The sequence below is a fragment of the Olleya sp. AS48 genome, assembly GCF_038900355.1.
In the GTDB taxonomy this organism is placed as follows: Bacteria; Bacteroidota; Bacteroidia; order Flavobacteriales; family Flavobacteriaceae; genus Olleya.
This window is the reverse complement of the sequence record NZ_JBBMRD010000001.1, coordinates 110405-133355: the sequence shown is the minus strand read 5'-3', so window position 1 is coordinate 133355 and position 22951 is coordinate 110405. Positions and strand designations below refer to the sequence as shown.

Sequence of the window (22951 nt, the reverse complement as noted above, 5' to 3'; positions counted from 1 at the left end):
GGTTAGTTGAAAAGCAACACAATACTTTACAAAAGTGGCGTGTTGCTTTTTTTTGTTCTATATTGTATTACTCTAATAAAAAACCACTTAGCTTGATCACATCCCAACTAAAAAATCATCTTGTCGTTCTTTTTATATTAACCTCAACATTTGTTTTATCTCAATCTAAATTTAAACGTGTATTAACTTCGGAAACCGATTTTAACGCCTTAAAAACATCACCAAACACTAATAAATATGGGAATATTGATGCTTTAAAAGTCGTTTTTGATATTAAAGAACAACAACTCTATTTTATAAATAGTAAAGACTATAAATACCATTACCATTTTTGTAAAGGCTATTTAGAGATCCCAGAAACTTTAAGAGAATTTAATAACACTAACTATACTTCTCAACATAAAAACAAACGTTTTTTATTAGGGAACATAAACCATTATTTAGCAAACAACACTTATAATTTAGAGCTTTCTCCTATTGATGATATGAAAATCGAAGATGTAAAAATCTTTTATGAAGCCATCAAAAAAGCAACATATTTCAAAACCTTTAATTTCTTTTTAAATACAGCACGTTTAGAACAACTAGATGCTGTTTTAGACATTCCTACAATAACAGCTTCAGATTTATATGGAGACCAAACGTATCAAGCGGTGAGCACTCAAAAAAGCTATGGATGCTTAAAATTTGTTGCTGTTGATTCGTTAAAACAAAACAATATTTCTAAACATGATATAATTGTTATTAATCAACCAATCTTAGAATTACCTATTACTGCTGGTGTTATAACCACTATTTTGCAAACCCCATTAAGTCACATTTCAGTTTTAGGAAAAAATAGACAAATTCCAATTGCAGCTTACACTAAAGCCATGCAATCTGATATTTTAAAAAGCTTCGACAATCAATATGTTTATTTTGAAGTGGCTTTAGACACCTTTTACATCAAACCAATCTCTAAAGAATTGTTTGAAAGAAAAACTAAAAAACAGAAAAAAGCGACGTTATTTCTAGAAAAAAATACAGCGGTACAAACACTAATTAATGCTGACAATTTAAGTCAAAACTCAATAAACACTGTTGGTGGTAAAGCTGCTAACTTTGGTGTGTTATATGATTTAGCTAAAAAAGAAGCCTTTAAAATTCCGGAATCCGCTTTTGCTATTCCGTTTTACTATTATGAAGCACATCTAAAAACGTCTGGAGCAGACAGCTTAGTTAAGCAAATGATTTATGATTATAAAATCAATCAAGATGCTAATAAACTAACCCAGCAACTAAAAACAATACAAAAACTTATAAAAAAAACACCTTTAGATCCTGATTTAATATCTCAAGTCGAAGCTAAAATTAAAAGTTTAGGAGACGAGACACGCTTACGATTTAGAAGCTCGACAAATGCAGAAGATATTGTTGGGTTTTCGGGAGCAGGATTATACGACTCTAAAACAGGAATTGTTGGTGGCAAGAAAAAATCTATTGAAAAAGCCATCAAAAAAGTATGGTCAAGCTTATGGTATGAGCGCGCCTTTTTAGAACGTGACTACTTCAATATTGACCAAAACAGCATTGCAATGGGTATTTTAGTGCATCGCTCCTTCCCTAACGAGAAAGCCAATGGTGTTGCCATTACTAAAAATTTATATCGAAAAAACTACTTAGGTAATGTTATAAATGTACAAGTTGGAGATGCTAGTGTTGTTAAACCTGAAGACGGTGTGACTTGCGACCAGATTATTTGCTATTCTGGATCGTCTTCTAAATTATATAACGAAAAACGTATTGTCGAAATCATATCACACTCTAACCTTAACAATGGTAAATTAGTGATGACGGAAGCCGAAATAATTACACTATCCGAACAATTAGAAAAAATCAAGAAACACTATTACTATAACGTGTATAAACCCAAACAGAAGTATTTGGACTTTGGTTTGGATATCGAGTTTAAATTGGATGGAGAAGATAGAGACCTATATATTAAGCAAGTACGCTATTTTAATGATTAAATTCTATTTTAAAAGATTAAAACTTAATCTCATATTTTACTAACTCCCATTAAATTACTATCTTTAAATGTGTACTTTTTTATTAAACACCTAACAAGTTATGGGATTATTTCATTTTTACGATATTGGAAATACAGAAATTTACGTTTTTGATGATTTTATTATTAAACAAGTAAAAGAAGGTGTTTTTATAGACATACAAGATGTTAAGCAATTAGTAGAAATAATTGACAAACATTTTAAATCTAAAAAATTTGGATTTATTTCTAATCGTGTTAACTCGTATACAATTAACCCCTTAACTTATTCCGAAGCCAATAAAATCGATAATTTGATTGTTTTTGCTGTAATAACAAACGACGCTAAAATGCGTGAAACCTCTGAGTTTGAAAATAAATTTCATAATAAACCATTTAGTGTTTTTGAAAATTTAAGCGATGCTATACTCTGGATTAATGACGCACTTAAACAAAACAACAATCAAACCACTAGCACTTCCTTAAAAGAAAAGTAATACCTGTACTTAACTAAAGTATTATAATTTTAGTGCTTTTTTACTTTTTTCTAATTGTGCTTTAAACAATCCTTCTGTAACCTCAGCATTATAAAAAGGAATCATTTTATCCATAACAGCTTTACCTTCATTTGAATGTAAAATCTCTGGAAATGCTTTTTCTAGTACTTGTAACATAACTGACGTTGCTGTTGATGCTCCTGGACTCGCTCCCAACAAACAAGTAACACTTCCGTCTTTACTGCTTACCACTTCTGTCCCAAATTGTAAAACACCACCTTCAAATTCGTCCTTTTTAATAATCTGTACACGTTGTCCTGCTACCAAAATTTCCCAATCGGCACTATTAGCATCTTTAACAAATTTGCGTAACGCAGTCATACGGTCTTCATGAGAGGATGTTACTTGCTCTATTAAATACTTAGTTAATGGTAGATTATGCCAAAAAGCTCCTAATAAAGGCGAAATATTATCAAATTTGACCGATTTTAATAAATCAAAATTAGAACCTTCTTTTAAAAATTTAGGACTAAAACCCGCAAAAGGACCAAAAAGCAATTCGCGTTTTCCGTTAATATAACGTGTATCTAAATGCGGTGTGGACATTGGCGGATCGCCAAGTCCAGCCTTACTATATACTTTAGCATTATGCTGTTTAATAATGTCTTCATTTTTACAAACTAACCATTCTCCACTAATAGGAAAACCACCATATCCTTCTTTTTCTTCAATTTCTACCTTTTGTAATAAAAGAAGACTTCCTCCTCCTGCTCCAATAAAAACATGTTTAGATTCTATATTATATTTTTGGTTAGTTTTAAGATTTTCCATTTCTACAGTCCAATCAATATCTGGACTAGGATCAATATCTATGACTTCCATATTACAATACACTGGTGTATCAAATTTGGTTTCTAAAATATTGAATAATGTTTTTGTTAACGTTCCATAATTAACCTCTGTACCTCTGTCAATTCTGGATGCAGCCATCACCTCATCTTCATCTCTGTTATGCATGATTAACGGAAACCAATCTTTCATTTTATTTTTATCCTTTGTAAACTGGATAGTATCAAACATAAAATGGTGTTTCATGGTGTTAAAACGCTGCTCTAAATATGTAGCATTTTCTTCACCTAAAACCCAACTATGATGTGGCACTGCAGCAATAAAACTATCAGGATCGTCAATTAAACCAAGCTCCACTAAATAGCTCCAAAACTGTTTAGACTCTTCAAACTGCTGACAAATTTTTATGGCTTTTTCAATAACGACTTTTCCATCTTCCTCAGGACAATAATTAAGTTCGCAGAGTGCAGAATGTCCTGTACCTGCATTATTCCAAGCAGCAGAACTTTCCTGAGCCACCTCACTAAGACGCTCGACAATCAATACTTTTAAATCCGGTTTTAAAATCTTGGACATTAATGCCAAAGTAGCACTCATAATTCCGCCTCCAACACAAATTAAATCGTATTCCTGTGTACTGTCTAGTTTAGCTTTGCTCATTCTAAATTATTTTTTTTAAATATAAATAAGTCAAACGAGAAAATAAGTTTGAAACAAAAAAAAGACTACAAATTGTAGTCTTTTTTTATATAGTGTATTCTTAAATTAAAGCTTTACACCAATCCCTAGACCAATAATTAAAGGGTTAATATCCACCTCTACAGGTATTACAGCCTCACCTGCATTAACCGTCACATCTGTACTAAGTAATAATTGTTTAACGTCTAAATTTAAAAACCATTTATCGTTTAAATTATAATCAATTCCTGCTTGAAATGAAAAGCCTACCGAGTTTTCATAATCCATACCCACAACATCTCCAGCATCTTCTCCATAAAAAATAGTATAGTTTACACCTGCTCCAACGTAAGGTTTAAAATCTCCTGAATAAAAATGATATTGCACATTTAAAGTTGGAGGCAATAACCATACATGACCTAAATCCAAACCTTCAACCTCAACCTCATGTTTAGTGGTTGCCAGAATAAGCTCTGCAGCCCAATGCTTGGTAAAAAAATAAGTAAAATCAACCTCTGGAATCACAGTTGTACAAATATCAACATCTGCGCCTTCAAGATTATCTCCAGGAGAAGGGATTACAGCTGCTACTCTAAAACGAGCTTGCCAAGTATTAAACTCAGAATCGTTAGAAGGTGCATCTTGTGCTTTTACACTAAAAGATAAAAGTAATAGTAACACAAAGGGTATAATTATTTTTTTCATAATAAATTAAATTAGTTGTTTTTGTATACTGCAAATTTAAGTGAGACTTAAAACACAAAAGCTGACTTATGTCATTGTTTAAGTAAGTTTATTTATCGTTTTTGCAGCATGTAGTTTGATAAAATGCTTTAACTTTTTTAATCAAAAAACAACTAACTTTATATCTTAATATTTTTTAGATGAAACCATTAAGTAAATACATAGATCACACCATTTTAAAAGCAACTGCAACTAAAGCAGATATTATACAATTGTGTCAAGAAGCAATACAACACCAATTTTTCTCTGTTTGTGTCAATAGCTGTTATGTTAGTTTGGCTAAAGCCGAATTAAAAGATAGCGACGTTAAAGTGTGTAGTGTTATTGGTTTTCCTTTAGGAGCCATGAGTACTATTGCTAAAGTTGAAGAAACCAAACAAGCTTTAAAAGATGGCGCAGATGAGATTGATATGGTTTTAAATATTGGTTTACTTAAAAGTAAAGCTTTTGAGACTGTATTTGAAGATATTAAGGCTGTAAAAAAAGTGATGCCAAACAACACATTAAAAGTAATTTTAGAAACTTGTTATCTTAACAACCAAGAAATAAACGAAGCTAGTAAATTAGCCATTAAGGCTAAAGCCGAATTTATAAAAACCTCAACAGGTTTTGGTACTTCTGGTGCCACTATTGAAGCTGTAACTATAATGAAAGAAGCCATTAATAATGGTACTACAAAAATTAAAGCCTCTGGAGGTATTAGAGACACTGACACTGCATTACAATACATAAATCTAGGTGTTGACCGTATTGGAACGTCCAACGGAATTGCAATTGTGACAGGCAATGCATCAGGAGATAAAAATTATTAAACACTAGGCTATTCATTTCAACTAAATAAAAAAAACATGAGTATACATATTGGAGCCCAAAAAGGCGATGTTGCAGAAACTATTTTATTACCAGGAGACCCTTTACGTGCTAAATGGATTGCCACAACATTTTTTGAAAACCCTGTTTGCTTTAACGAAGTTAGAGGTATGCTAGGTTACACTGGTACGTATCAAGGTAAACGTGTCTCTGTAATGGGAACAGGAATGGGTGTGCCAAGTATATCTATTTATGCTCATGAGTTGATTACACAATTTGGTGTAAAAAACCTGATTCGTGTTGGTAGTGCTGGATCATACCAAAAACACATCAAAATTAGAGATGTCGTATTAGCTATGGCTGCCTCATCAAACTCTGGAGTAAACGAGCTTAGATTTGGAGGAGCAGATTATGCACCTACAGCTAGTTTTGAATTGTTTCAAAAAGCAGTAGAAGCTGCAAAAAATAAAAATATTACTATTAAAGCTGGTAATGTTTTTACTTCAGACGAGTTTTATGCAGACGATTTTGAGTCCTATAAAAAATGGAGTAAATTTGGTGTGCTTTGTGTCGAGATGGAAACTGCTGGGTTATATACCGTAGCTGCCAAACACAATGTTAATGCTTTAACTATTTGTACCATATCAGACTCATTAGTCACTGGAGAAAAAACAACTAGTAAAGAACGCGAAACTACTTTTAAAGACATGATTGATATTGCTTTGGAGTTAGCTTAAAACTAATCTATTGAAATTAAATTTAAAACCCATTACACTAGCCAACCACGAGGTGTTATTGCAGTTAATGCAACGTATTTACCCTCCTGCTTACAAACACTTATGGATAAACAATGATTGTAATTGGTACATAAACTCGCAATATAATTTAAAGCAACTAACCAAAGAGTTACAAGATTTAAATGCCAATTATTTTTTTATTAAATATGATACTAAAACCATTGGCATTTTAAGATTAATCCATCAAAAACCATTAAGGACCACAAAACTACATCGCTTATATTTAGACCAAGCGTATCAAGGTTTAGGTTTAGGCCAACAATTAATGCAACTAAGCTATGACATAGCAACAGATAATCTATCTACCTCTATCTGGTTAGAAGCTATGGACACACAATTACAAGCTTTAAACTTTTATAAAAAATGTGGTTTTAAAATCGTGGACTCTTATACATTAGATTTTGATTTAATTTTAGATCAATTTAGAGGCATGAATAAAATGACTAAACAATTATAATTACTTTAACTTCTATTTTATTAGCTTTGCACTAATGCAAAAAAAGATAAACATACTTAACAAAAAGGCTAAATTTCAATATGAAATTTTAGATAAATACACTGCTGGAATTGTTTTATCCGGAACAGAGATTAAATCCATTAGAAATAGTCAAGCGTCTATTGCCGAATCTTTTTGCGAGTTTAATGAGCAAGGCGAATTGTTTGTTATTAATATGAATATCCAGGAATATGCATTTGGTAACTATTATAACCATAGACCAAAAGCAGAACGTAAATTGTTACTTAACAAACGTGAACTTAAAAAATTATTAAAAGAGGTAAACACGTCTGGTTTAACAATCATTCCGTTACGTCTATTTTTAAACGAAAAAGGGTTAGCCAAATTAGATATTGCTTTAGCTAAAGGAAAAAAACTTTACGATAAACGCGAAACGCTTAAGGATAGAGATAATAAACGTGATTTAGATCGTATTAAAAAATCTTTCAACTAAACATCAGTTTACTTATGCTGCTTCCGTTTATGCTTTAGTTTCGACTAAAACAAAAATAGGAGACCTTTCTTTTTTTATTTTTCTTCAAGAAAAACTTTATAATTTTTATAACAATATTCAATTTCAATAAGTTATATGTTTGAGGCTAGGCAACCTTTTTATAAAAATGTGCGTCTATACTATTAAACAACCAACTTAAAAAAAATGAAATATTCTTTACTTACACTGTTTACTTTAGTTAGCAGTTTTGCTTTTGCACAAATTACAGGTACTGTAACATCCAACCAAAACGACCCACTGCCTGTAGTCAATATTTTTATTGAAAACACGTATACTGGTACTACAACCAATAATGATGGTAATTACATATTGGACCTTTCAAAAACGGGAGAGTATACCATTACCTTTCAATACTTAGGTTATAAGACTATAAAAAAACAAGTTAACGTTACAAAGTTTCCGTTTGTACTTGATGTTGTTTTGGTAGAAGAAGACATTAACTTAGATGAGGTTGTGATAAATTCGGATGAAAATCCAGCAAATGCAATTATCAGACAGACCATTGCTAAACGAAAAGAGAATTTAAATAAACTTAAATCGTTTAAAGCCGAGTTTTACTCCAGAGGGTTACTAAAAATGGTCAATGTCCCAGAAAAAATTATGGGTCAAGAGGTTGGCGATTTAGATGGTGCATTAGACTCGACCAGAACTGGTATTGTCTATTTATCAGAGACAATATCCAAACTAGAATACCAATCTCCTAAACCTATTAAAGAAACCATTGTCGCTTCTAAAATTAGTGGAGACAGTAATGGTTTTAGTTTCAATAATGCGACTGACGTCGAATTTAATTTTTATAAAAACACCTTTGAGTTAGGTAGCGAGATTGTATCTCCTATTGCTGACTTTGCTTTTAACTATTACAAATACAAACTAGTAGGTACGTTTTACGACGACTTAGGCAACCTTATTAATAAAATTGAATTACTTCCTAAACGTAAAAATGATAAAGCATTTGGAGGCTATATATATATCGTTGAAGACCAATGGAGTTTATTTGGTACAGACGTTACACTAACTGGACAACAAGCGCAAATACCAGCTGTGGATTTATTTAAAATTAAACAAACCTTTACCTATTACGACCAAGAAAAACAATGGGTTAAAACCACACAATTATTTGATTTTGAGTTTGGAATATTTGGCTTTAATGGTGATGGTCGTTTTACAGCTGCTTACAGTGATTATGATTTTAACCCTAATTTTGATAAAAAGAATTTTACAAGAGAAGTACTTTCGTTTCAAGATAATGCCAATAAAAAAGACTCAGTATATTGGGAAACCAAAAGACCTGTGCCTTTAACTAGTGTAGAAGCAAATGACTATGTTAGAAGAGACAGCATACAATTAATCAGAGAATCAAAAACCTATTTAGACTCTGTAGACCAAGTTGACAACAAGTTTAAAATTGGTGATATTTTAGGTGGCTATAGTTATCGTGACTCGTATAACAAAACGTATTTTAATATCTCCTCTCCTATTACTAAACTAGGTTTTAACACAGTACAAGGTTGGAATGGTTCATTAACCGCAAGCTATACTAAGCGTTTTAAAGACGATAGTCCAGAGTATTTTAATATGTCATCTACTATTAATTATGGCGAGTCTGAGGATAGATTAAGAGCAACAGGAATTATTAATTACAGATTTGATAAAAAAAACAGAGCTTTTGTGTCCTTATCAGGAGGTAGTAAAGTTGAGCAGTTTAATCCTAACCTAACTAGTTTAGATTTCCTAAACACATCATATTCCCTTTGGGCCGAAAAAAATTATCTAAAAATCTACGATCGTAATTTTGCACAATTAAATTATAGTCAAGAGTTGCTAAACGGTTTACATGTGTATTCTGACCTAAGTTATAATGACCGTAAACCATTATTTAACACTACAGATCAAACTTGGCAACCTCAAGACGACAGAGACTACACTAGTAACAATCCAATAGATCCTACCGCAAATGGTGTTGCATCTTTTGATGCGCACAATATCATGAAGTTTAATCTTAATACACGTATTAACTTTGGACAAAATTACATGAGTTACCCATTTGGAAAATACAACCTTCCTAATAGTAAAATCCCGACCTTATATCTAGGTTACGAAAAAGGATTTGGAAGTAGTAATGCTGATTATAATTTTGATCAATTTAAAGCTCAAATTTACCAAAGCTTAAACCTAGGTAACAAAGGTGATTTAACCTACTTAGCAAAAGGAGGAATATTTAATAATGCAGACGATATTGCTTTTGTAGACTACCACCATTTTAATGGTAATCAAACCAATACGGTTATAGACGGTAATTACATAAATGCCTTTAAAATACTACCATATTACGCTTTAAGTACTAATAAGGCTTACGCCGAATTTCATGCAGAACACAACTTTAAAGGGTACATTTTAAACAAAATTCCGTTACTAAATAAGCTTAATTTTAATTTGGTTGCTGGATTTAATGCAGCAGCAACTAAAGAAAACAAACCATACACCGAATACTCGCTTGGATTAAGTAATTTAGGTTGGGGTAAAATGCGTTTTTTACGTGTAGATTATGTGCGTGCTTACCAAGGAAGTGGTTTGGTTAACGATACCTTTATGTTTGGGTTTAGTTTTTAAGTGATAAACAGTTTTTAATAAAAAATAGTAATACTAAAAAGTATACAACTTTAGAAAAACTGTGTAAGTCCTTTTTCCATCTCCAAACTACCTTTGTCTTATAAATTTAAAAGATAAACACAATGGAAAAAAATCAATTTGGAAAAAAGGGATGGACACCAGATAAAATTAATAGCTTAAAAGGAAAAACGTATGTAATAACTGGTACCACAAGTGGTACAGGCTTTGAAGCTGCTAAAATATTATTATCAAAAGGCGCTAAAGTAGTAATGCTTAACCGTAATAATAAAAAAGCCAATAATACTATTGCCTTATTAAAGTTAGAACTTGGTAATACTATTGATGTTTCTAATATTGAAATGGATTTGGCTGAACTAGCATCTGTTAAAAAAGCAGCGTTAGAAGTCAATCAAACCATACCTCATATTGATGCATTAATCTGTAATGCTGCAATTGCCCAAGTCCCTAAACAAACCCTTACTGTTGATGGTTTTGAAAGCCAATTAGGTGTAAACCATTATGGTAATTTTTTACTACAAGGTTTACTTTTTCCTCTTATTGAAAAATCAAATGGACGTATAGTTACTGTTGGTAGTGAAGGTTATAAAATGGGAATTAAAACCATTAAATTTGATGACATGAATTGGGATAAAAACTATAATCCTAATACGGTTTACAGTCAAAGTAAACTTGCTCAAATCATGTCTGTTTATGAGTTACAAGATAGACTTAAAAATGCAGGTAAAACAAATGTAAAAGTGTATGCTTGTCATCCTGGTGCTTCTAGAACCTCTTTAATTAAAACTAGTGGTAGCTTAATGACTAGGTTTATTTGGCAATTGATGAAACTATCTCCTTTTGTACAATCTGCAGAAAAAGGAGCGTATCCAGAATTACTGTGTGCTACAGAACTTAACCTTAATCAAAAGGGGTTTTATGGACCTACAGGAAGAAATTATTGGACTGGACCTGTTGGAGAATGTAAACTAGAACCTCATGCCAAAGATAAAACTGTAATGGAAAAACTTTGGAAAGTGTCAGAACAAGCAGTAAACTTTAATTGGAATTTATAAACATATTATTATGAAACATATTAAATACCTCAGTATAGTAGTAGTCTTGTTAATAGCTAGTAATGCTTTTTCTCAAACTAGAAATTGGACAGAAAAAACCTTAAAAGACGGAAAAACTACAGTAAAATATGAACTAGTAAAAGAAGATGAAGGGACTCACTTTTATTATATAGCTCAAACGACTGTAAACACGACTTTAGATAAATTAGACACTTATTTTTCTAACACCGAAAATCATAAACTATTTTTAGAAAGAACACCTATTACTAAACAAATAGAAAAAACTTCTGAAAACCAATGGATAGCGTATTACTATTTTAATGCGCCTTGGCCTCTTTCCGACAGTGATTTAGTAATTAAAATCACTCGTTATAAAGCAGACAACAAACTTAAATTTATTGCAACAGCTACCACCAGCGACTATAAAACTAAGGATGTTGAAAGAATGAAAACCTATAAAGTAATCTACGAATTCGAAAAAATTGATGAATCAACAACTAAAATTACTTACAATGCAGATTACATACCAATTGGGTCCATTCCTAACTTTTTAATAAAAACATGGTTCCCAAAAGGTCCTGCTAATATTGTTATTAATTTAGGAGCTACATGACAAAAGTAATATTTGATTAAAAATCAGTAATTTTAAACGACATCTTAAGTATTTTAAATGTAATACACCATTAAAAATGAAACATTTTAAAACACTATCCTCTTATTTAAACTATCTAGAATTACCTAGACCAGAGCATCCTATGCTTAGCATATTCACTTCCAAAGGAGATGGTTTTTTACCGTGTCCCAGAGAAAGCTCTCCTCCTATCACTACAGATTGTTATTCAATAAGTTTAAAAAAATTCGTGAAAGGAGATCTTAATTATGGACGCACTAAATACGATTTTACAAATGGAGCTTTAATTTTTATAGCGCCAAAACAAGTACTACAATGGGATAATAGTGTCGTATTTGAACAAAAAGGCTTTAGTATTAATTTACACGAAGATTTTTTAAAAGGAACAGAATTAGCACATCAAATAAAAAAATATGGATTCTTTTCTTATTCTGCTAACGAAGCATTACACCTCTCTCCAAAAGAAGAAAAACAAATTGAAGCTTTAGTTGAAAGTATTGAAATAGAATACCAAAACAATCAAGATGAATTTAGTAAAGACATCATTATCTCGCAACTAAGTACACTTTTAAAATATGCCAATCGGTTTTACGAAAGACAATTTTTAAACAGAAAAGAATTATCTAATAGTTTATTAGAACAGTTTAACAACCAACTAACGGACTATTTTGAATCAGGACTTTTACAAGAAAATGGTATACCAAGTATTGAAAAAATCGCAACTAAAATGTCAGTATCTAAACGCTATTTAAGTGATACACTTAAAATTGAAACTGGTAAAACAACAACGGAACATTTACAATTGTATTTAGTAGATCAAGCTAAAAATATTTTATTAAAACCTAACAAAAGCATCTCTGAAGTGGCATATGAATTAGGCTTCGAGTATCCTCAGTATTTTTCTAGATTATTTAAAAAGAAAGAAGGTATTAGTCCAACCGAATACCGCGAATTATATAAAATGAATTAACAGTATGGATATTTTAAAAACAGCAACAGATTGGGCAAAAGCCGAACTTTTTTCAACACCTTTTTTTGTAGTGTTTGGACTACTATTTTTAGCAGCAAGTATCGGGTTTTGGCAATTAGGAAAAACAGATATAGCAAGAGCTTACATTATACCGACACTAGTAGCAGGACTATTATTAACAGTCATTGGATTAGGTTTGTTTTTTACAAACAAATCAAGAGTCACAGCGTTTAAAACTGCGTATAATACAAATGCTTCAACTTTTGTTAAATCAGAAATTGAGCGTACCGAAAGTACTTTAAAAGAATATCAAACAGTAGTCTTTAAAGCCATTCCTGTTATTATTATTGTAGCTGCATTATTAATCCTACTTATTAGTAGTCCAACCTGGCGTGCAATTAGTGTTACTACTATTGCAATGCTAATAGTAATTTTAATAATTGATGGTTCAGCACATGCAAGAATAAAAGACTATAACAATCAATTACAGCTATACGTAAAACAACATAATATTAAATAATTTAGTTAACGATACCTTTATGTTTGGGTTTAGTTTTTAATATAGGCATACTACTTACTAAACAAATAGATTACGTTACCAATACCAACAATACCAGTTAAACAACCTAAAATAAAATCCATTTTAGAAGCAATATAAGTTAGTTTATGTTCAATATTTTTAGCAACAATCGCATAAATCGTGTATAAAGTAAAAGATCCAATGGTAGAACCGATTGAAAAATAAAAAGCATTAAATACAGTGTATTCAAAATATTTAAAACCAATTAACAACGAAATAAATGTAAAGTAAAACGGTATAGCCATCATATTTAATGAGGACATTAAAATACCGTAAAAATAGGATTTAGATTTAGGGATTTCTTTCTCACTAACTTCCTTTTTAGGTGAAAAATAAAGTCTAAAAAAATTAATGGACAACAAAAAAAGAATACCTGTTCCTATTTTTTGAATTAAAGTTATGTATTCAGAATTTTTCATTAAAACATTAGCCAAATAAGCGCCTAAATTGGCTTGAAAAAACAAAACTGTAGCATAACCAGTTATTAAATAAAATGTAGATTTTTTACCGTTTTTTAAGCTATACTTTACTACCGTTAAATTTAGAAAACTAGGTGTAATACTTCCTAAGGCAGCAATACAAAAACCTAATAGTAAGCAAATAAAAAATGTCATAATTTATTATTATTTATAAGCAAACAAAGAAACAACATGTGTGGCTTATTATTAGTAGCTATTAACATTTTTTAAGACTTAACTTAAATTTCAAAAAATAAAAAGCTTTTGTATTTTACAGTATTCACTTTAATCAAGTACAGTTTTTCCGTAATTTTGATAATTCATTTTAGCACTTTTAAATAATGAATTATTTTTTACAACGCATATCATACATTGTATTACTATCATGTATTTTATTAAGTTGCAATACAAAAACTAACACCAATTTTCAGTTAAAAGAAGGTGATTTACTGTTTCAAAACACAGGATCAGACGACATTGATAATGCTATAAAGGACGTTACAGCAACCGCTTCTGCCAAAAATTATTCTCATGTTGGTATGGCTATGCAAAAAGACAACAAATGGTTTGTGGTGGAAGCTATACCTAAACAAGGCGTTTGCATAACACCAATAGCTAAATTTTTAGAAAGGAATAAAAATAAATTTAATAAATCGCAAACCACAGTTGCGAGGCTAGACAACTACTACAAGCCCTATATAAAAACAGCCATAAACTATGGTATTACCAGAGTTAATATACCTTATGATGATATTTTTTTATGGGATGACACATCCTATTATTGCTCAGAGTTAGTTTACAAAATGTTTTCAACTCAAAACTTACCTAAAGATTCCATCCCGTTTTTGACACACCCAATGACTTTTAACGATAGTTCTGGTCAACCAATGACTAGTTGGGTTAAATATTACAAAGCTCGCAACCAATCAATTCCAGAAGGTATTGAAGGCACAAACCCTAATTTAATGGCAAGCAGTAATCATATTACGTTTGTTCATGATTACGAAAATGACTAGAACTTAATCTACTAATTCTTATCCTCCAAAAGCGGAACAAATCTAAACTCGCCAAACTCTGTTTTCTCAAAATCCTTTGGACCTTTTCTAACAAAAAGCGTCATAGTTTGCACTTTATCTCCAACAGGAATTACTAAACGTCCTCCAATTTCTAATTGTGCTAGTAAAGGGTTAGGCACAAAAGGTGCTCCTGCAGTTACAATAATACTACTAAAAGGTGCTTCGGTTTTTAAACCTTTATAACCATCTCCAAAAATTAGTTTTTTTGCTCTATAGCCTAATTTTGGCAAAAAACGACTCGTAATTTTAAACAACTCTTGTTGCCTTTCAATGCTATATACTTTAGCACCAAGTTCACAAAGCACAGCAGTCTGATAGCCACTACCTGTACCAATCTCTAACACTTTATCACCTCGTTTAACTTGCATTAATTCGGTTTGAAAAGCCACAGTATAAGGCTGAGAAATGGTTTGATCTGCTGCAATAGGAAATGCCTTATCCTGATACGCATGATCTAAAAAACTAGAATCCATAAACAAATGTCTTGGTATTCTGCCAATTGCAGCCAAAACTGCGGTATTAGTAATTCCTTTGTCCTTCAAAACAGCTACTAGTTGCTGTCGTAAGCCTTGATGTTTAAAAGTGTCTTTCAATGGTAATGGATAGTTTAGAGCATAAAATTACTTCAAAAATATAACCCTGAAAAGGTTTTCATTCAATTTATAATTTTGTCTTAAATCCTGTATATAATTATCAAATTGATATTAAATAGTGTATAAAAAAACTTATTTTTGTTGAAAACAGAACAAACTATGCTAAAAGCTGGTGTATTAGGTGCTGGTCACCTTGGAAAAATTCATCTTAGATTATTAAATCAATCAGATAAATTCCAATTAGTAGGATTTTACGATGCTGATGCGGACAACGCTAAAAAAGTAGAAGCCGAATTTGGTTACAGATATTTTGATACCATTGAAGCCTTAATTGATGCTGTAGATGTTGTAGATATTGTAACGCCTACCCTATCGCATTACGATTGTGCTAAGCAAGCTATATCTAAAGGTAAACATATATTTATTGAAAAACCAATAACCAATACTGTGCATGAAGCCGAAAGTATTAGAGCTTTAGTTGCAGAAAATGGTGTAAAAGGTCAAGTAGGTCATGTCGAGCGTTTTAATCCTGCATTTATTGCAGTTAAAGACCAATTAGATAGTCCAATGTTTATTGAAGCCCATCGTTTAGCCGAGTTTAACCCTCGTGGGACTGATGTACCTGTGGTTTTAGATTTAATGATTCATGACATTGATGTTATTTTAAGTGTAGTTAAATCTAAAGTTAAAAATGTATCTGCAAGCGGAGTTTCAGTGATAAGTGATACACCTGATATTGCTAATGCACGTATCGAGTTTGTTAATGGTTGTGTTGCTAATTTAACTGCCAGCCGAATTTCGCTTAAAAACATGCGTAAAACACGTTTTTTTCAACGTGATGCTTATATCTCTGTAGACTTTTTAGAAAAAAAATGTGAGGTTGTAAAAATGAAAGATGCACCCGAAACACCTGGTGATTTTGACATGGTTTTACAAAATGCAGAAGGTGTTAAAAAACAAATTTATTTTGACAACCCAGAAATAGCTACAAACAACGCTATTTTAGACGAGTTAGAATCCTTTGCGGACGCCATAAACAATAATACAACTCCAATAGTGACCTTACACGATGGTACAGAAGCCTTACGTGTGGCCACTATGATTATAGATCAGTTTTAAAACCTTTTAAATTATGACCAATCAAAAAGATAAAAACAAAAAATCATTACTAAAATACATTGTAGATTTTTTTGTCAACGTGCTATTTGGTGGTAAGAAAAAAAAGTAAAACAATAATAAAAGCCCATAATTGTGGGACGCAAAAACAATAAATTTTAATGAAAAACATAGCAGTTATAGGTGCAGGAACAATGGGTAACGGTATTGCACATACCTTTGCACAATCTGGATTTAAAGTACAATTAATAGATATTAGTGAGGCGTCATTAAAACGCGGAATGGATACCATCTCTAAAAATTTAGATCGCATGGTCGCTAAAGAAAAAATATCTGAAGCAGATAAAGCTGAAACTTTAAGTAATATTAGCACTTTTACTAATATTGAAGAAGGTGTTGAATATGCAAGCCTAGTTGTAGAAGCTGCAACAGAAAACTTAGATTTAAAACTAAAAATATTTAAGCAATTAGACCAAGCTTGTGGTGATGACACGATTTTAGCGACTAACACCTCTTCTATCTCTATCACACAAATTGGAGCTGTAACCTCTAGACCTGATATGGTTATTGGAATGCATTTTATGAATCCTGTGCCAATCATGAAATTAGTCGAAATTATTCGTGGTTATAATACAAGCGATGAAGTGACTAATACTATCATGGAATTATCTAAACAATTAGGTAAAATACCAACTGAAGTTAATGATTATCCTGGTTTTGTTGCTAACCGTATTTTAATGCCAATGATTAACGAGTCTATTGAGACCCTTTACAATGGTGTTGCTGGTGTCCAAGAAATTGACACAGTAATGAAGTTAGGTATGGCACATCCAATGGGTCCTTTACAACTAGCAGATTTTATTGGCTTAGATGTATGTCTATCAATTTTAAATGTCATGTACGATGGATTTAAAAACCCTAAATACGCACCATGTCCTTTATTAGTTAATATGGTTAACGCAGGAAAATTAGGTGTTAAATCTGGTGAAGGTTTTTATGATTATTCTGAAAGCAGAAAGGCAGAAAAAGTATCTCAGCAATTTATATAATTAACAATAAAAGGCATAGTTAGATTAACAGTTTTTACCTGCAATCTTATGCCTTTTATTGTTTTTAAAGTTTACCAACTGTCTAATCTTTCTTGATTTATTTGCAATAACAATGACTAAAATACTACCATTTAAAGCGGTTAGACCTACTAGAGATAAAGTTAGTTTAGTAGCCTCACGCTCCTATCAAAGTTATACGCAACCCGAAAGAGAAGCACGTTTAGACCATAATCCATTTTCGTTTTTACACATTGTAAATCCTGGTTACAAATACGATAAAGAAATCTATGGAGAAGCACGTTATAAGTTAGTTAAAAACAGATATTCTGAATTTAAAGAAGATGGTGTATTTAAGCAAGATCAAAAACCTTGTTTTTACATTTACAAAATAGTAGATCGTGATTCTCAGGTTTTTAATGGAATTGTAGCTGCTGCTAGTGTTGAAGATTACAATAATAATATTATTAAAAAGCACGAGGACACGATTGCTTCTCGCGAAACCGTGTTTAAAGACTACCTAAAAACTGTAGGTTTTAACGCAGAACCTGTACTACTAACCTATCCTGATAATGATACTATCTCTAAAATTATAACCGAAAAACAAAAAGAGCGTGCCGAGTTTGAGTTTACAACAACATACAGAGACACGCACTATTTATGGTTAATTGAAGACGACACAGACATCCAAGCTATTACAACTAATTTTAGCAAAATGCCAACGTTGTACATTGCAGATGGACATCATAGGTCTGCCTCTTCTCAATTACTTTGTGAGGATTTAAAAAACGAAAACAAAAATCATTCTGGTCAAGAAAGCTATAACTTTTTTATGAGTTATTTAATTTCGGAATCCGAATTACGCATACACGAGTTTAACCGTTTAGTAAAAGATTTAAATGGCTTAACTAAGGAAGAATTTTTAATTCAACTAGATACCGTTTATCGTATTGAAAACAGAGGATTAACACCTTACCAACCCTCAAAATCACATCACTTTAGTATGTATTTAGATGGCGAATTTTACTCGTTATACTTAAGAAAAACAGAATATACATTTGATACGTCTTTGGACGAATTGGATGCACAAGTACTTTTTAAAACTATATTACAACCTATTTTAGGAATCACAGATTTACGCAACGATAATCGCATACATTACCTTAGTGGTAAAAAAGATATTGTAAATTTAAAAAGTAAAGTGGATAGTAAAGAATTTACTGTTGGTTTTGGTATGATTCCTGCAACAATTTCTCAGATGAAGCAAATTGCAGACGATGGATTAACAATGCCACCAAAAAGTACTTATATCGAGCCTAAAATTAGAAGTGGTGTTACTATTTACGAGTTTTAAGTAAAAAAATAAAGCAAATGTCAATTAAACAAAACCTAAATCAAATACAAGCTACACTTCCTAAACATGTAACTTTAGTTGCGGTTTCTAAAACAAAACCTGTTAGTGATTTAATGGAAGCCTACAACGCTGGTCAACGCATTTTTGGAGAAAATAAAATCCAAGAAATGGCAGACAAATATCAAGAAATGCCAAAGGACATTAAATGGCATATGATTGGTCACGTACAAACTAATAAAGTAAAGTATATGGCTGAGTTTGTAGATTTAATACATGGTGTGGAGAGCTTTAAATTACTTAAAGAAATTAATAAACAAGCTAAAAAGCACGAAAGAAGAATCGATTGTTTGCTTCAAATTAAAATAGCATCGGAAGATTCTAAATTTGGAATGTCTATACCAGACGCAACTAGCTTACTTAAATCTGAAGAATTTTCAGCTTTAACTAATATTAATGTTATTGGCGTGATGGGAATGGCTACATTTACTGAAGACCAAAATCAGATTAAACAAGAATTTGATTTACTTAAAACTACCTTTGATTCGCTTCAAAAATTGCATACTAATTTAAAGACAATTAGTATGGGAATGAGTGGTGATTATCAATTAGCAATAGATTGTGGTAGCACAATGGTTAGAGTGGGAAGTAGTATATTTGGTGCTAGAAATTATAATTAAAAAACAAACTTTATTTACACAATAGTCGACATAGAAACCACTGGTGGTAAGTTTAATGAAGAAGGAATAACCGAAATTGCTATCTATAAATTTGATGGTCATGAGGTTGTAGACCAGTTTATAAGTTTAGTAAATCCAGAACGAGAGATTCAACCCTTTGTGGTTAATCTTACAGGTATAAATAGCAAGATGCTTAAAAATGCGCCTAAATTTTACGAGATAGCTAAGCGAATCGTTGAAATTACAGAAGACACTATTTTGGTGGCTCACAATGCGCAATTTGATTATCGTATCTTAAAAACCGAGTTTAAACGTCTTGGATTTCCTTTTAAAAGACAAACCCTTTGTACGGTTGAGTTGTCTAAAGATTTAATTCCTGATCAAAAATCTTACAGTTTAGGTAAACTAGTTAGATCATTGGGTATACCTGTAACAGATAGGCATCGTGCATCTGGAGATGCTTTAGCAACCGTTAAACTTTTTAAATTACTTCTTGCCAAGGACACCAACAAAACAATTATTAAGGAGTCTATTAAAAAAGAACCAAAATTCCAGATGGAGCCTAGGTTAATAGATATTATTGATAATTTAACCTCTGTTACTGGAGTTTACTACATGTATAAAGCAGATGGTGAGTTAATCTATATTGGAAAAAGTAAGAACATAAAAAATCGCGTTAATCAACATTTTACTGGTACTACACCAAAGTCCAAGAAAATGCAAACTCAAGTAGCAGCTGTAAAATATGAAGCTACAGGAAGTGAATTAGTGGCGCTTTTAAAAGAAAGCGAAGAGATTAAGCGTAATAAACCTATATTAAATAGAGCTTTGCGCAGAAGTATTTTTACACATGCACTATACAGTTTTATAGACGATAACGGTTATATTAATCTTACTATTGATAAAGCAGATGGTAGAAAACCTTGCATAACAACCTTTAGCACTAGACAAAGTGGACGTCATTTTTTAGAAAAAATGGTCGAACAATTTAATTTGTGTCAAAAACTATCAGGTATTTATAAAACCAAAACCAGTTGCTTCCATTACGAAGTAAAAACATGTGCAGGTGCATGCATACAAGAGGAATCTCCAGAGGATTATAATAAACGTGTACAAGAATTATTAGATAAATACAGCTACAAAAACAAAAACATGGTTATTATTGATCGTGGTCGAGAGGTGGATGAGCGTAGTGCCATTTTAATTCAGAATGGAATATTTAAAGGTTTTGGCTTTTATAATTTAAATTACCAAATTAATAATTTAGACATTCTAGAGTCTATCATTACTCCAATGGAGAATAATAGAGATCAACAACACATTATACAAAGTTACCTAAGAAAAAATAAACGTATAAAAATTATAGATTTATAATGAAAAAAATATTTCTTATTACGCTACTCTTTTCAAAATTTTTAGTAGCTCAAAGCCAATTTAATACTGAAAATTTAACGACGACAAGAGCTGATTTGGAATTAAATGAATTTAAGCAAGACACCACTGCAAATGCCATAGTACTTTATGAATATGGAGATGCCGAAATTCATAAAAAAACGTTCAACTTAGTTTTAGACTATAAGAAAAAAGTTAAAATTTTAAACCGTAACGGATTTGACCAAGCCAATATTGAGGTTTATTTATATAATTCTGATAGAAAATCAGAAAAAATCACAAACTTAGTTGCTACAACAACCAATATTGAAGATGGTAAAGTTACCCGAATTAACTTAGATCCTTCTCAAGTATTTGAAGAAAAGGTTAACGATAATTACACCATATTTAAGTTTGTTTTACCTAATATAAAAGAAGGATCTGTTATTACATATAGCTACACCTTTGAAAGCCCATTTTTATTCAATTTTAACTCATGGAAATTTCAAGAAGACATACCAAAGCTATACAGCGAGTACAATACTAGCATACCAGGAAACTACGATTATAATATAAAGCTTGTAGGAGAGCTTAAGTTAAGCGTCAATCAAAGTGATATAAAAAAATACTGTATCCAATTAGACAATGGTGCAAGTGCGGACTGTACCATAGGTAAGTATGTAATGAAAGACATACCTGCTTTTATAGAAGAGGATTACACGACTGCTTCTAAAAATTATATTTCTAGAATGGAATATGAATTAAAAGTAATTAAAGGCTTTGATGGCTCTGTACAAAACATTACCAAAACATGGGAAACTGCGGATGATGAACTTAAACAAAATGAAGATTTTGGAAAACAACTAAAAAAAGAAAGTCTAGTAAAAAAACTAATAGACCAAACCTTATTGGATCAAAAAAGTGATTTAGATAAAGCTAAATACATTTTTAATTATGTTAAAAATAATTATACTTGGAATGGCTATTATCGAATTTTTAAAGATGTCTCCATTAAAGATATTATTGAGCAAAAAACAGGTAATGTAGCTGAAATCAACCTACTTCTGTATAACCTTTTGAAAAGACATGATATAGTAACCTATCCTGTTTTAATTTCTACAAGAGAAAACGGATTTATCACTACACTTTATCCTGTAATTTCAGAATTTAATTATGTGATTTTAAGAGCCGAAATTGATGGAAAATCTTATTTTTTAGATGCAACAGACCCTTTATTAGTCTTTGGACAAATTCCATTTAAATGTTTAAATGAGTATGGTCGCGAAATGGATTTTGACAATGATAGTCGTTGGATAGACCTAAACACTAATATTAATTCTACAACACAACATAAAGTTAATATCACAATTAATGATGATAATACCTTTACTGGAACATTAACAACAACAAAATTAGGATATGATGCTTTGGATGCGCGTCAATTGTACAAAAAAAACAATCTTAATAATTTAAAGTACTTCAGAGAAAAATATCCTGATTTAACTTTTGAAAATAGTCAAGTAGACACAAATAAAAACGATAAAGCAATATATACCGAGACCATATCAATATCAGGTCCATTAACTGTAATTGGTGATAAAATATACTTGGACCCTTTTATATTTAAATTTTTTACAAAAAACCCTTTACAGCTTAATACAAGGACATATCCTATTGATTTTGGATATAAAAACAACCTTATTTATTACATTCAAATTGACACAAATGATAAGTATAAAATTGTTGATAAGCCTCTAGATAAAACTATTGAATTATCTAATAACTCTGGCTTACTTAATTTTTTAACTCAACCAAAAAATGGTAACATTGATTTATCTTTTAGGATTAATTTTTACAATACAATTTACCCAACTAATTACTATACTGAACTAAAATCTTTTTTTAGCAACATTGTAAATATTCAAAATAACTCGGTTATAGTTTTAGAAAAAAATATCTAATGTTTATTTAGTATTTTTACC

Annotated in this window: 22 protein-coding genes; 18 read left to right on the top strand and 4 right to left on the bottom strand. The window is 31.2% G+C overall.

Going from position 1 to position 22951, the window contains the following annotated elements; genetic code table 11:
* The first annotated feature begins 92 nt into the window (after positions 1 to 92).
* Both WNY60_RS00610 and WNY60_RS00605 read left to right on the top strand, forming a co-directional pair.
* A complete protein-coding gene (locus WNY60_RS00610) occupies positions 93 to 2009 on the top strand; it encodes a PEP/pyruvate-binding domain-containing protein (protein WP_342861148.1) in 1917 nt (638 codons plus the stop codon).
* A gap of 100 nt (positions 2010 to 2109) precedes the next feature.
* Positions 2110 to 2523 carry a hypothetical protein gene (locus tag WNY60_RS00605; RefSeq protein ID WP_339809054.1) on the top strand — a complete coding sequence of 138 codons (414 nt, stop codon included), beginning with the start codon at positions 2110 to 2112 and terminating at the stop codon, positions 2521 to 2523.
* 21 nt (positions 2524 to 2544) lie between these two features.
* On the opposite strand, the gene mqo is transcribed toward WNY60_RS00605, so the two are convergent.
* Together mqo and WNY60_RS00595 are read right to left on the bottom strand one after the other, a co-directional pair.
* Positions 2545 to 4032, bottom strand: coding sequence for a malate dehydrogenase (quinone) (mqo, locus tag WNY60_RS00600; protein ID WP_342861147.1), 1488 nt, complete (start codon positions 4030 to 4032; stop codon positions 2545 to 2547).
* Between the two features lie 105 nt (positions 4033 to 4137).
* The gene (locus WNY60_RS00595; protein ID WP_342861146.1) at positions 4138 to 4755 is read right to left on the bottom strand and encodes an OmpW family outer membrane protein; all 618 of its coding nucleotides are present in this window, start codon (positions 4753 to 4755) and stop codon (positions 4138 to 4140) included.
* A gap of 179 nt (positions 4756 to 4934) precedes the next feature.
* Here WNY60_RS00595 and deoC point away from each other — a divergent pair, with 179 nt between their 5' ends.
* The 9 genes from deoC (at position 4935) to WNY60_RS00550 (ending at position 13218) form a co-directional block, all read left to right on the top strand.
* A complete protein-coding gene (deoC, locus tag WNY60_RS00590) occupies positions 4935 to 5606 on the top strand; it encodes a deoxyribose-phosphate aldolase (protein ID WP_342861145.1) in 672 nt (223 codons plus the stop codon).
* 36 nt (positions 5607 to 5642) lie between these two features.
* Positions 5643 to 6341 carry a purine-nucleoside phosphorylase gene (gene deoD / locus WNY60_RS00585; protein ID WP_145001973.1) on the top strand — a complete coding sequence of 233 codons (699 nt, stop codon included), beginning with the start codon at positions 5643 to 5645 and terminating at the stop codon, positions 6339 to 6341.
* Positions 6342 to 6351: 10 nt separating this feature from the next.
* Positions 6352 to 6858: a GNAT family N-acetyltransferase gene (locus WNY60_RS00580; RefSeq protein WP_342861144.1), complete on the top strand. Its 507-nt coding sequence runs from the start codon at positions 6352 to 6354 to the stop codon at positions 6856 to 6858.
* A 34-nt stretch (positions 6859 to 6892) separates the two neighbouring features.
* Entirely contained in the window at positions 6893 to 7351 is a 459-nt protein-coding gene (gene smpB / locus WNY60_RS00575) for an SsrA-binding protein SmpB (RefSeq protein ID WP_145001975.1), read from the top strand.
* A gap of 204 nt (positions 7352 to 7555) precedes the next feature.
* Positions 7556 to 10024 carry a DUF5686 and carboxypeptidase regulatory-like domain-containing protein gene (locus WNY60_RS00570; protein ID WP_342861143.1) on the top strand — a complete coding sequence of 823 codons (2469 nt, stop codon included), beginning with the start codon at positions 7556 to 7558 and terminating at the stop codon, positions 10022 to 10024.
* A 122-nt stretch (positions 10025 to 10146) separates the two neighbouring features.
* Positions 10147 to 11097: an SDR family oxidoreductase gene (locus tag WNY60_RS00565; protein ID WP_342861141.1), complete on the top strand. Its 951-nt coding sequence runs from the start codon at positions 10147 to 10149 to the stop codon at positions 11095 to 11097.
* Positions 11098 to 11107: 10 nt separating this feature from the next.
* Positions 11108 to 11710 (top strand): hypothetical protein, encoded by a 603-nt coding sequence (locus WNY60_RS00560; RefSeq protein WP_342861139.1) that lies wholly within the window; start codon positions 11108 to 11110, stop codon positions 11708 to 11710.
* Positions 11711 to 11786: 76 nt separating this feature from the next.
* Entirely contained in the window at positions 11787 to 12698 is a 912-nt protein-coding gene (locus tag WNY60_RS00555) for an AraC family transcriptional regulator (RefSeq protein ID WP_342861138.1), read from the top strand.
* Between the two features lie 4 nt (positions 12699 to 12702).
* On the top strand, positions 12703 to 13218 hold the full coding sequence (locus tag WNY60_RS00550; RefSeq protein WP_339809063.1) for a hypothetical protein: 516 nt from the start codon (positions 12703 to 12705) through the stop codon (positions 13216 to 13218).
* Positions 13219 to 13268: 50 nt separating this feature from the next.
* Here the strand turns inward: WNY60_RS00550 and WNY60_RS00545 are convergent, their stop codons facing one another.
* Positions 13269 to 13892 (bottom strand): LysE family transporter, encoded by a 624-nt coding sequence (locus tag WNY60_RS00545; RefSeq protein WP_342861137.1) that lies wholly within the window; start codon positions 13890 to 13892, stop codon positions 13269 to 13271.
* Positions 13893 to 14077: 185 nt separating this feature from the next.
* Between WNY60_RS00545 and WNY60_RS00540 the strand changes: the two genes are divergently transcribed.
* Positions 14078 to 14752 (top strand): YiiX/YebB-like N1pC/P60 family cysteine hydrolase, encoded by a 675-nt coding sequence (locus WNY60_RS00540; RefSeq protein WP_342861136.1) that lies wholly within the window; start codon positions 14078 to 14080, stop codon positions 14750 to 14752.
* A gap of 11 nt (positions 14753 to 14763) precedes the next feature.
* Here the strand turns inward: WNY60_RS00540 and WNY60_RS00535 are convergent, their stop codons facing one another.
* A complete protein-coding gene (locus tag WNY60_RS00535; RefSeq protein WP_145001983.1) occupies positions 14764 to 15405 on the bottom strand; it encodes a protein-L-isoaspartate(D-aspartate) O-methyltransferase in 642 nt (213 codons plus the stop codon).
* Positions 15406 to 15564: 159 nt separating this feature from the next.
* On the opposite strand from WNY60_RS00535, the gene WNY60_RS00530 reads away from it, so the two are divergent.
* From WNY60_RS00530 to WNY60_RS00505, 6 genes are all read left to right on the top strand, one after another.
* Positions 15565 to 16524, top strand: coding sequence for a Gfo/Idh/MocA family oxidoreductase (locus tag WNY60_RS00530; RefSeq protein ID WP_342861489.1), 960 nt, complete (start codon positions 15565 to 15567; stop codon positions 16522 to 16524).
* Positions 16525 to 16682: 158 nt separating this feature from the next.
* Positions 16683 to 17570 carry a 3-hydroxybutyryl-CoA dehydrogenase gene (locus tag WNY60_RS00525; RefSeq protein WP_339809067.1) on the top strand — a complete coding sequence of 296 codons (888 nt, stop codon included), beginning with the start codon at positions 16683 to 16685 and terminating at the stop codon, positions 17568 to 17570.
* A 112-nt stretch (positions 17571 to 17682) separates the two neighbouring features.
* Positions 17683 to 18921: a DUF1015 domain-containing protein gene (locus WNY60_RS00520; protein WP_342861134.1), complete on the top strand. Its 1239-nt coding sequence runs from the start codon at positions 17683 to 17685 to the stop codon at positions 18919 to 18921.
* A gap of 17 nt (positions 18922 to 18938) precedes the next feature.
* Positions 18939 to 19598, top strand: a complete 660-nt coding sequence (locus WNY60_RS00515) for a YggS family pyridoxal phosphate-dependent enzyme (protein WP_342861132.1) — start codon at positions 18939 to 18941, stop codon at positions 19596 to 19598.
* Between the two features lie 12 nt (positions 19599 to 19610).
* The gene (locus WNY60_RS00510) at positions 19611 to 20972 is read left to right on the top strand and encodes an exonuclease domain-containing protein (protein WP_342861488.1); all 1362 of its coding nucleotides are present in this window, start codon (positions 19611 to 19613) and stop codon (positions 20970 to 20972) included.
* Positions 20972 to 22930: a DUF3857 domain-containing protein gene (locus WNY60_RS00505; protein ID WP_145001988.1), complete on the top strand. Its 1959-nt coding sequence runs from the start codon at positions 20972 to 20974 to the stop codon at positions 22928 to 22930. Before WNY60_RS00510 ends, WNY60_RS00505 begins: the two co-directional genes overlap by 1 nt.
* The last annotated feature ends 21 nt before the right edge of the window (positions 22931 to 22951 follow it).

Coding starts and splice junctions, on each gene's coding strand:
- WNY60_RS00595 (WP_342861146.1), bottom strand. CDS start 4,755: ATGAAAAAAATAATTATACCCTTTGTGTTACTATTACTTTTATCTTTT.
- WNY60_RS00555 (WP_342861138.1), top strand. CDS start 11,787: ATGAAACATTTTAAAACACTATCCTCTTATTTAAACTATCTAGAATTA.
- WNY60_RS00565 (WP_342861141.1), top strand. CDS start 10,147: ATGGAAAAAAATCAATTTGGAAAAAAGGGATGGACACCAGATAAAATT.
- WNY60_RS00530 (WP_342861489.1), top strand. CDS start 15,565: ATGCTAAAAGCTGGTGTATTAGGTGCTGGTCACCTTGGAAAAATTCAT.
- WNY60_RS00505 (WP_145001988.1), top strand. CDS start 20,972: ATGAAAAAAATATTTCTTATTACGCTACTCTTTTCAAAATTTTTAGTA.
- deoD (WP_145001973.1), top strand. CDS start 5,643: ATGAGTATACATATTGGAGCCCAAAAAGGCGATGTTGCAGAAACTATT.
- WNY60_RS00540 (WP_342861136.1), top strand. CDS start 14,078: ATGAATTATTTTTTACAACGCATATCATACATTGTATTACTATCATGT.
- WNY60_RS00570 (WP_342861143.1), top strand. CDS start 7,556: ATGAAATATTCTTTACTTACACTGTTTACTTTAGTTAGCAGTTTTGCT.
- deoC (WP_342861145.1), top strand. CDS start 4,935: ATGAAACCATTAAGTAAATACATAGATCACACCATTTTAAAAGCAACT.
- WNY60_RS00545 (WP_342861137.1), bottom strand. CDS start 13,892: ATGACATTTTTTATTTGCTTACTATTAGGTTTTTGTATTGCTGCCTTA.
- WNY60_RS00525 (WP_339809067.1), top strand. CDS start 16,683: ATGAAAAACATAGCAGTTATAGGTGCAGGAACAATGGGTAACGGTATT.
- WNY60_RS00560 (WP_342861139.1), top strand. CDS start 11,108: ATGAAACATATTAAATACCTCAGTATAGTAGTAGTCTTGTTAATAGCT.
- smpB (WP_145001975.1), top strand. CDS start 6,893: ATGCAAAAAAAGATAAACATACTTAACAAAAAGGCTAAATTTCAATAT.
- WNY60_RS00520 (WP_342861134.1), top strand. CDS start 17,683: ATGACTAAAATACTACCATTTAAAGCGGTTAGACCTACTAGAGATAAA.
- WNY60_RS00605 (WP_339809054.1), top strand. CDS start 2,110: ATGGGATTATTTCATTTTTACGATATTGGAAATACAGAAATTTACGTT.
- WNY60_RS00515 (WP_342861132.1), top strand. CDS start 18,939: ATGTCAATTAAACAAAACCTAAATCAAATACAAGCTACACTTCCTAAA.
- WNY60_RS00550 (WP_339809063.1), top strand. CDS start 12,703: ATGGATATTTTAAAAACAGCAACAGATTGGGCAAAAGCCGAACTTTTT.
- mqo (WP_342861147.1), bottom strand. CDS start 4,032: ATGAGCAAAGCTAAACTAGACAGTACACAGGAATACGATTTAATTTGT.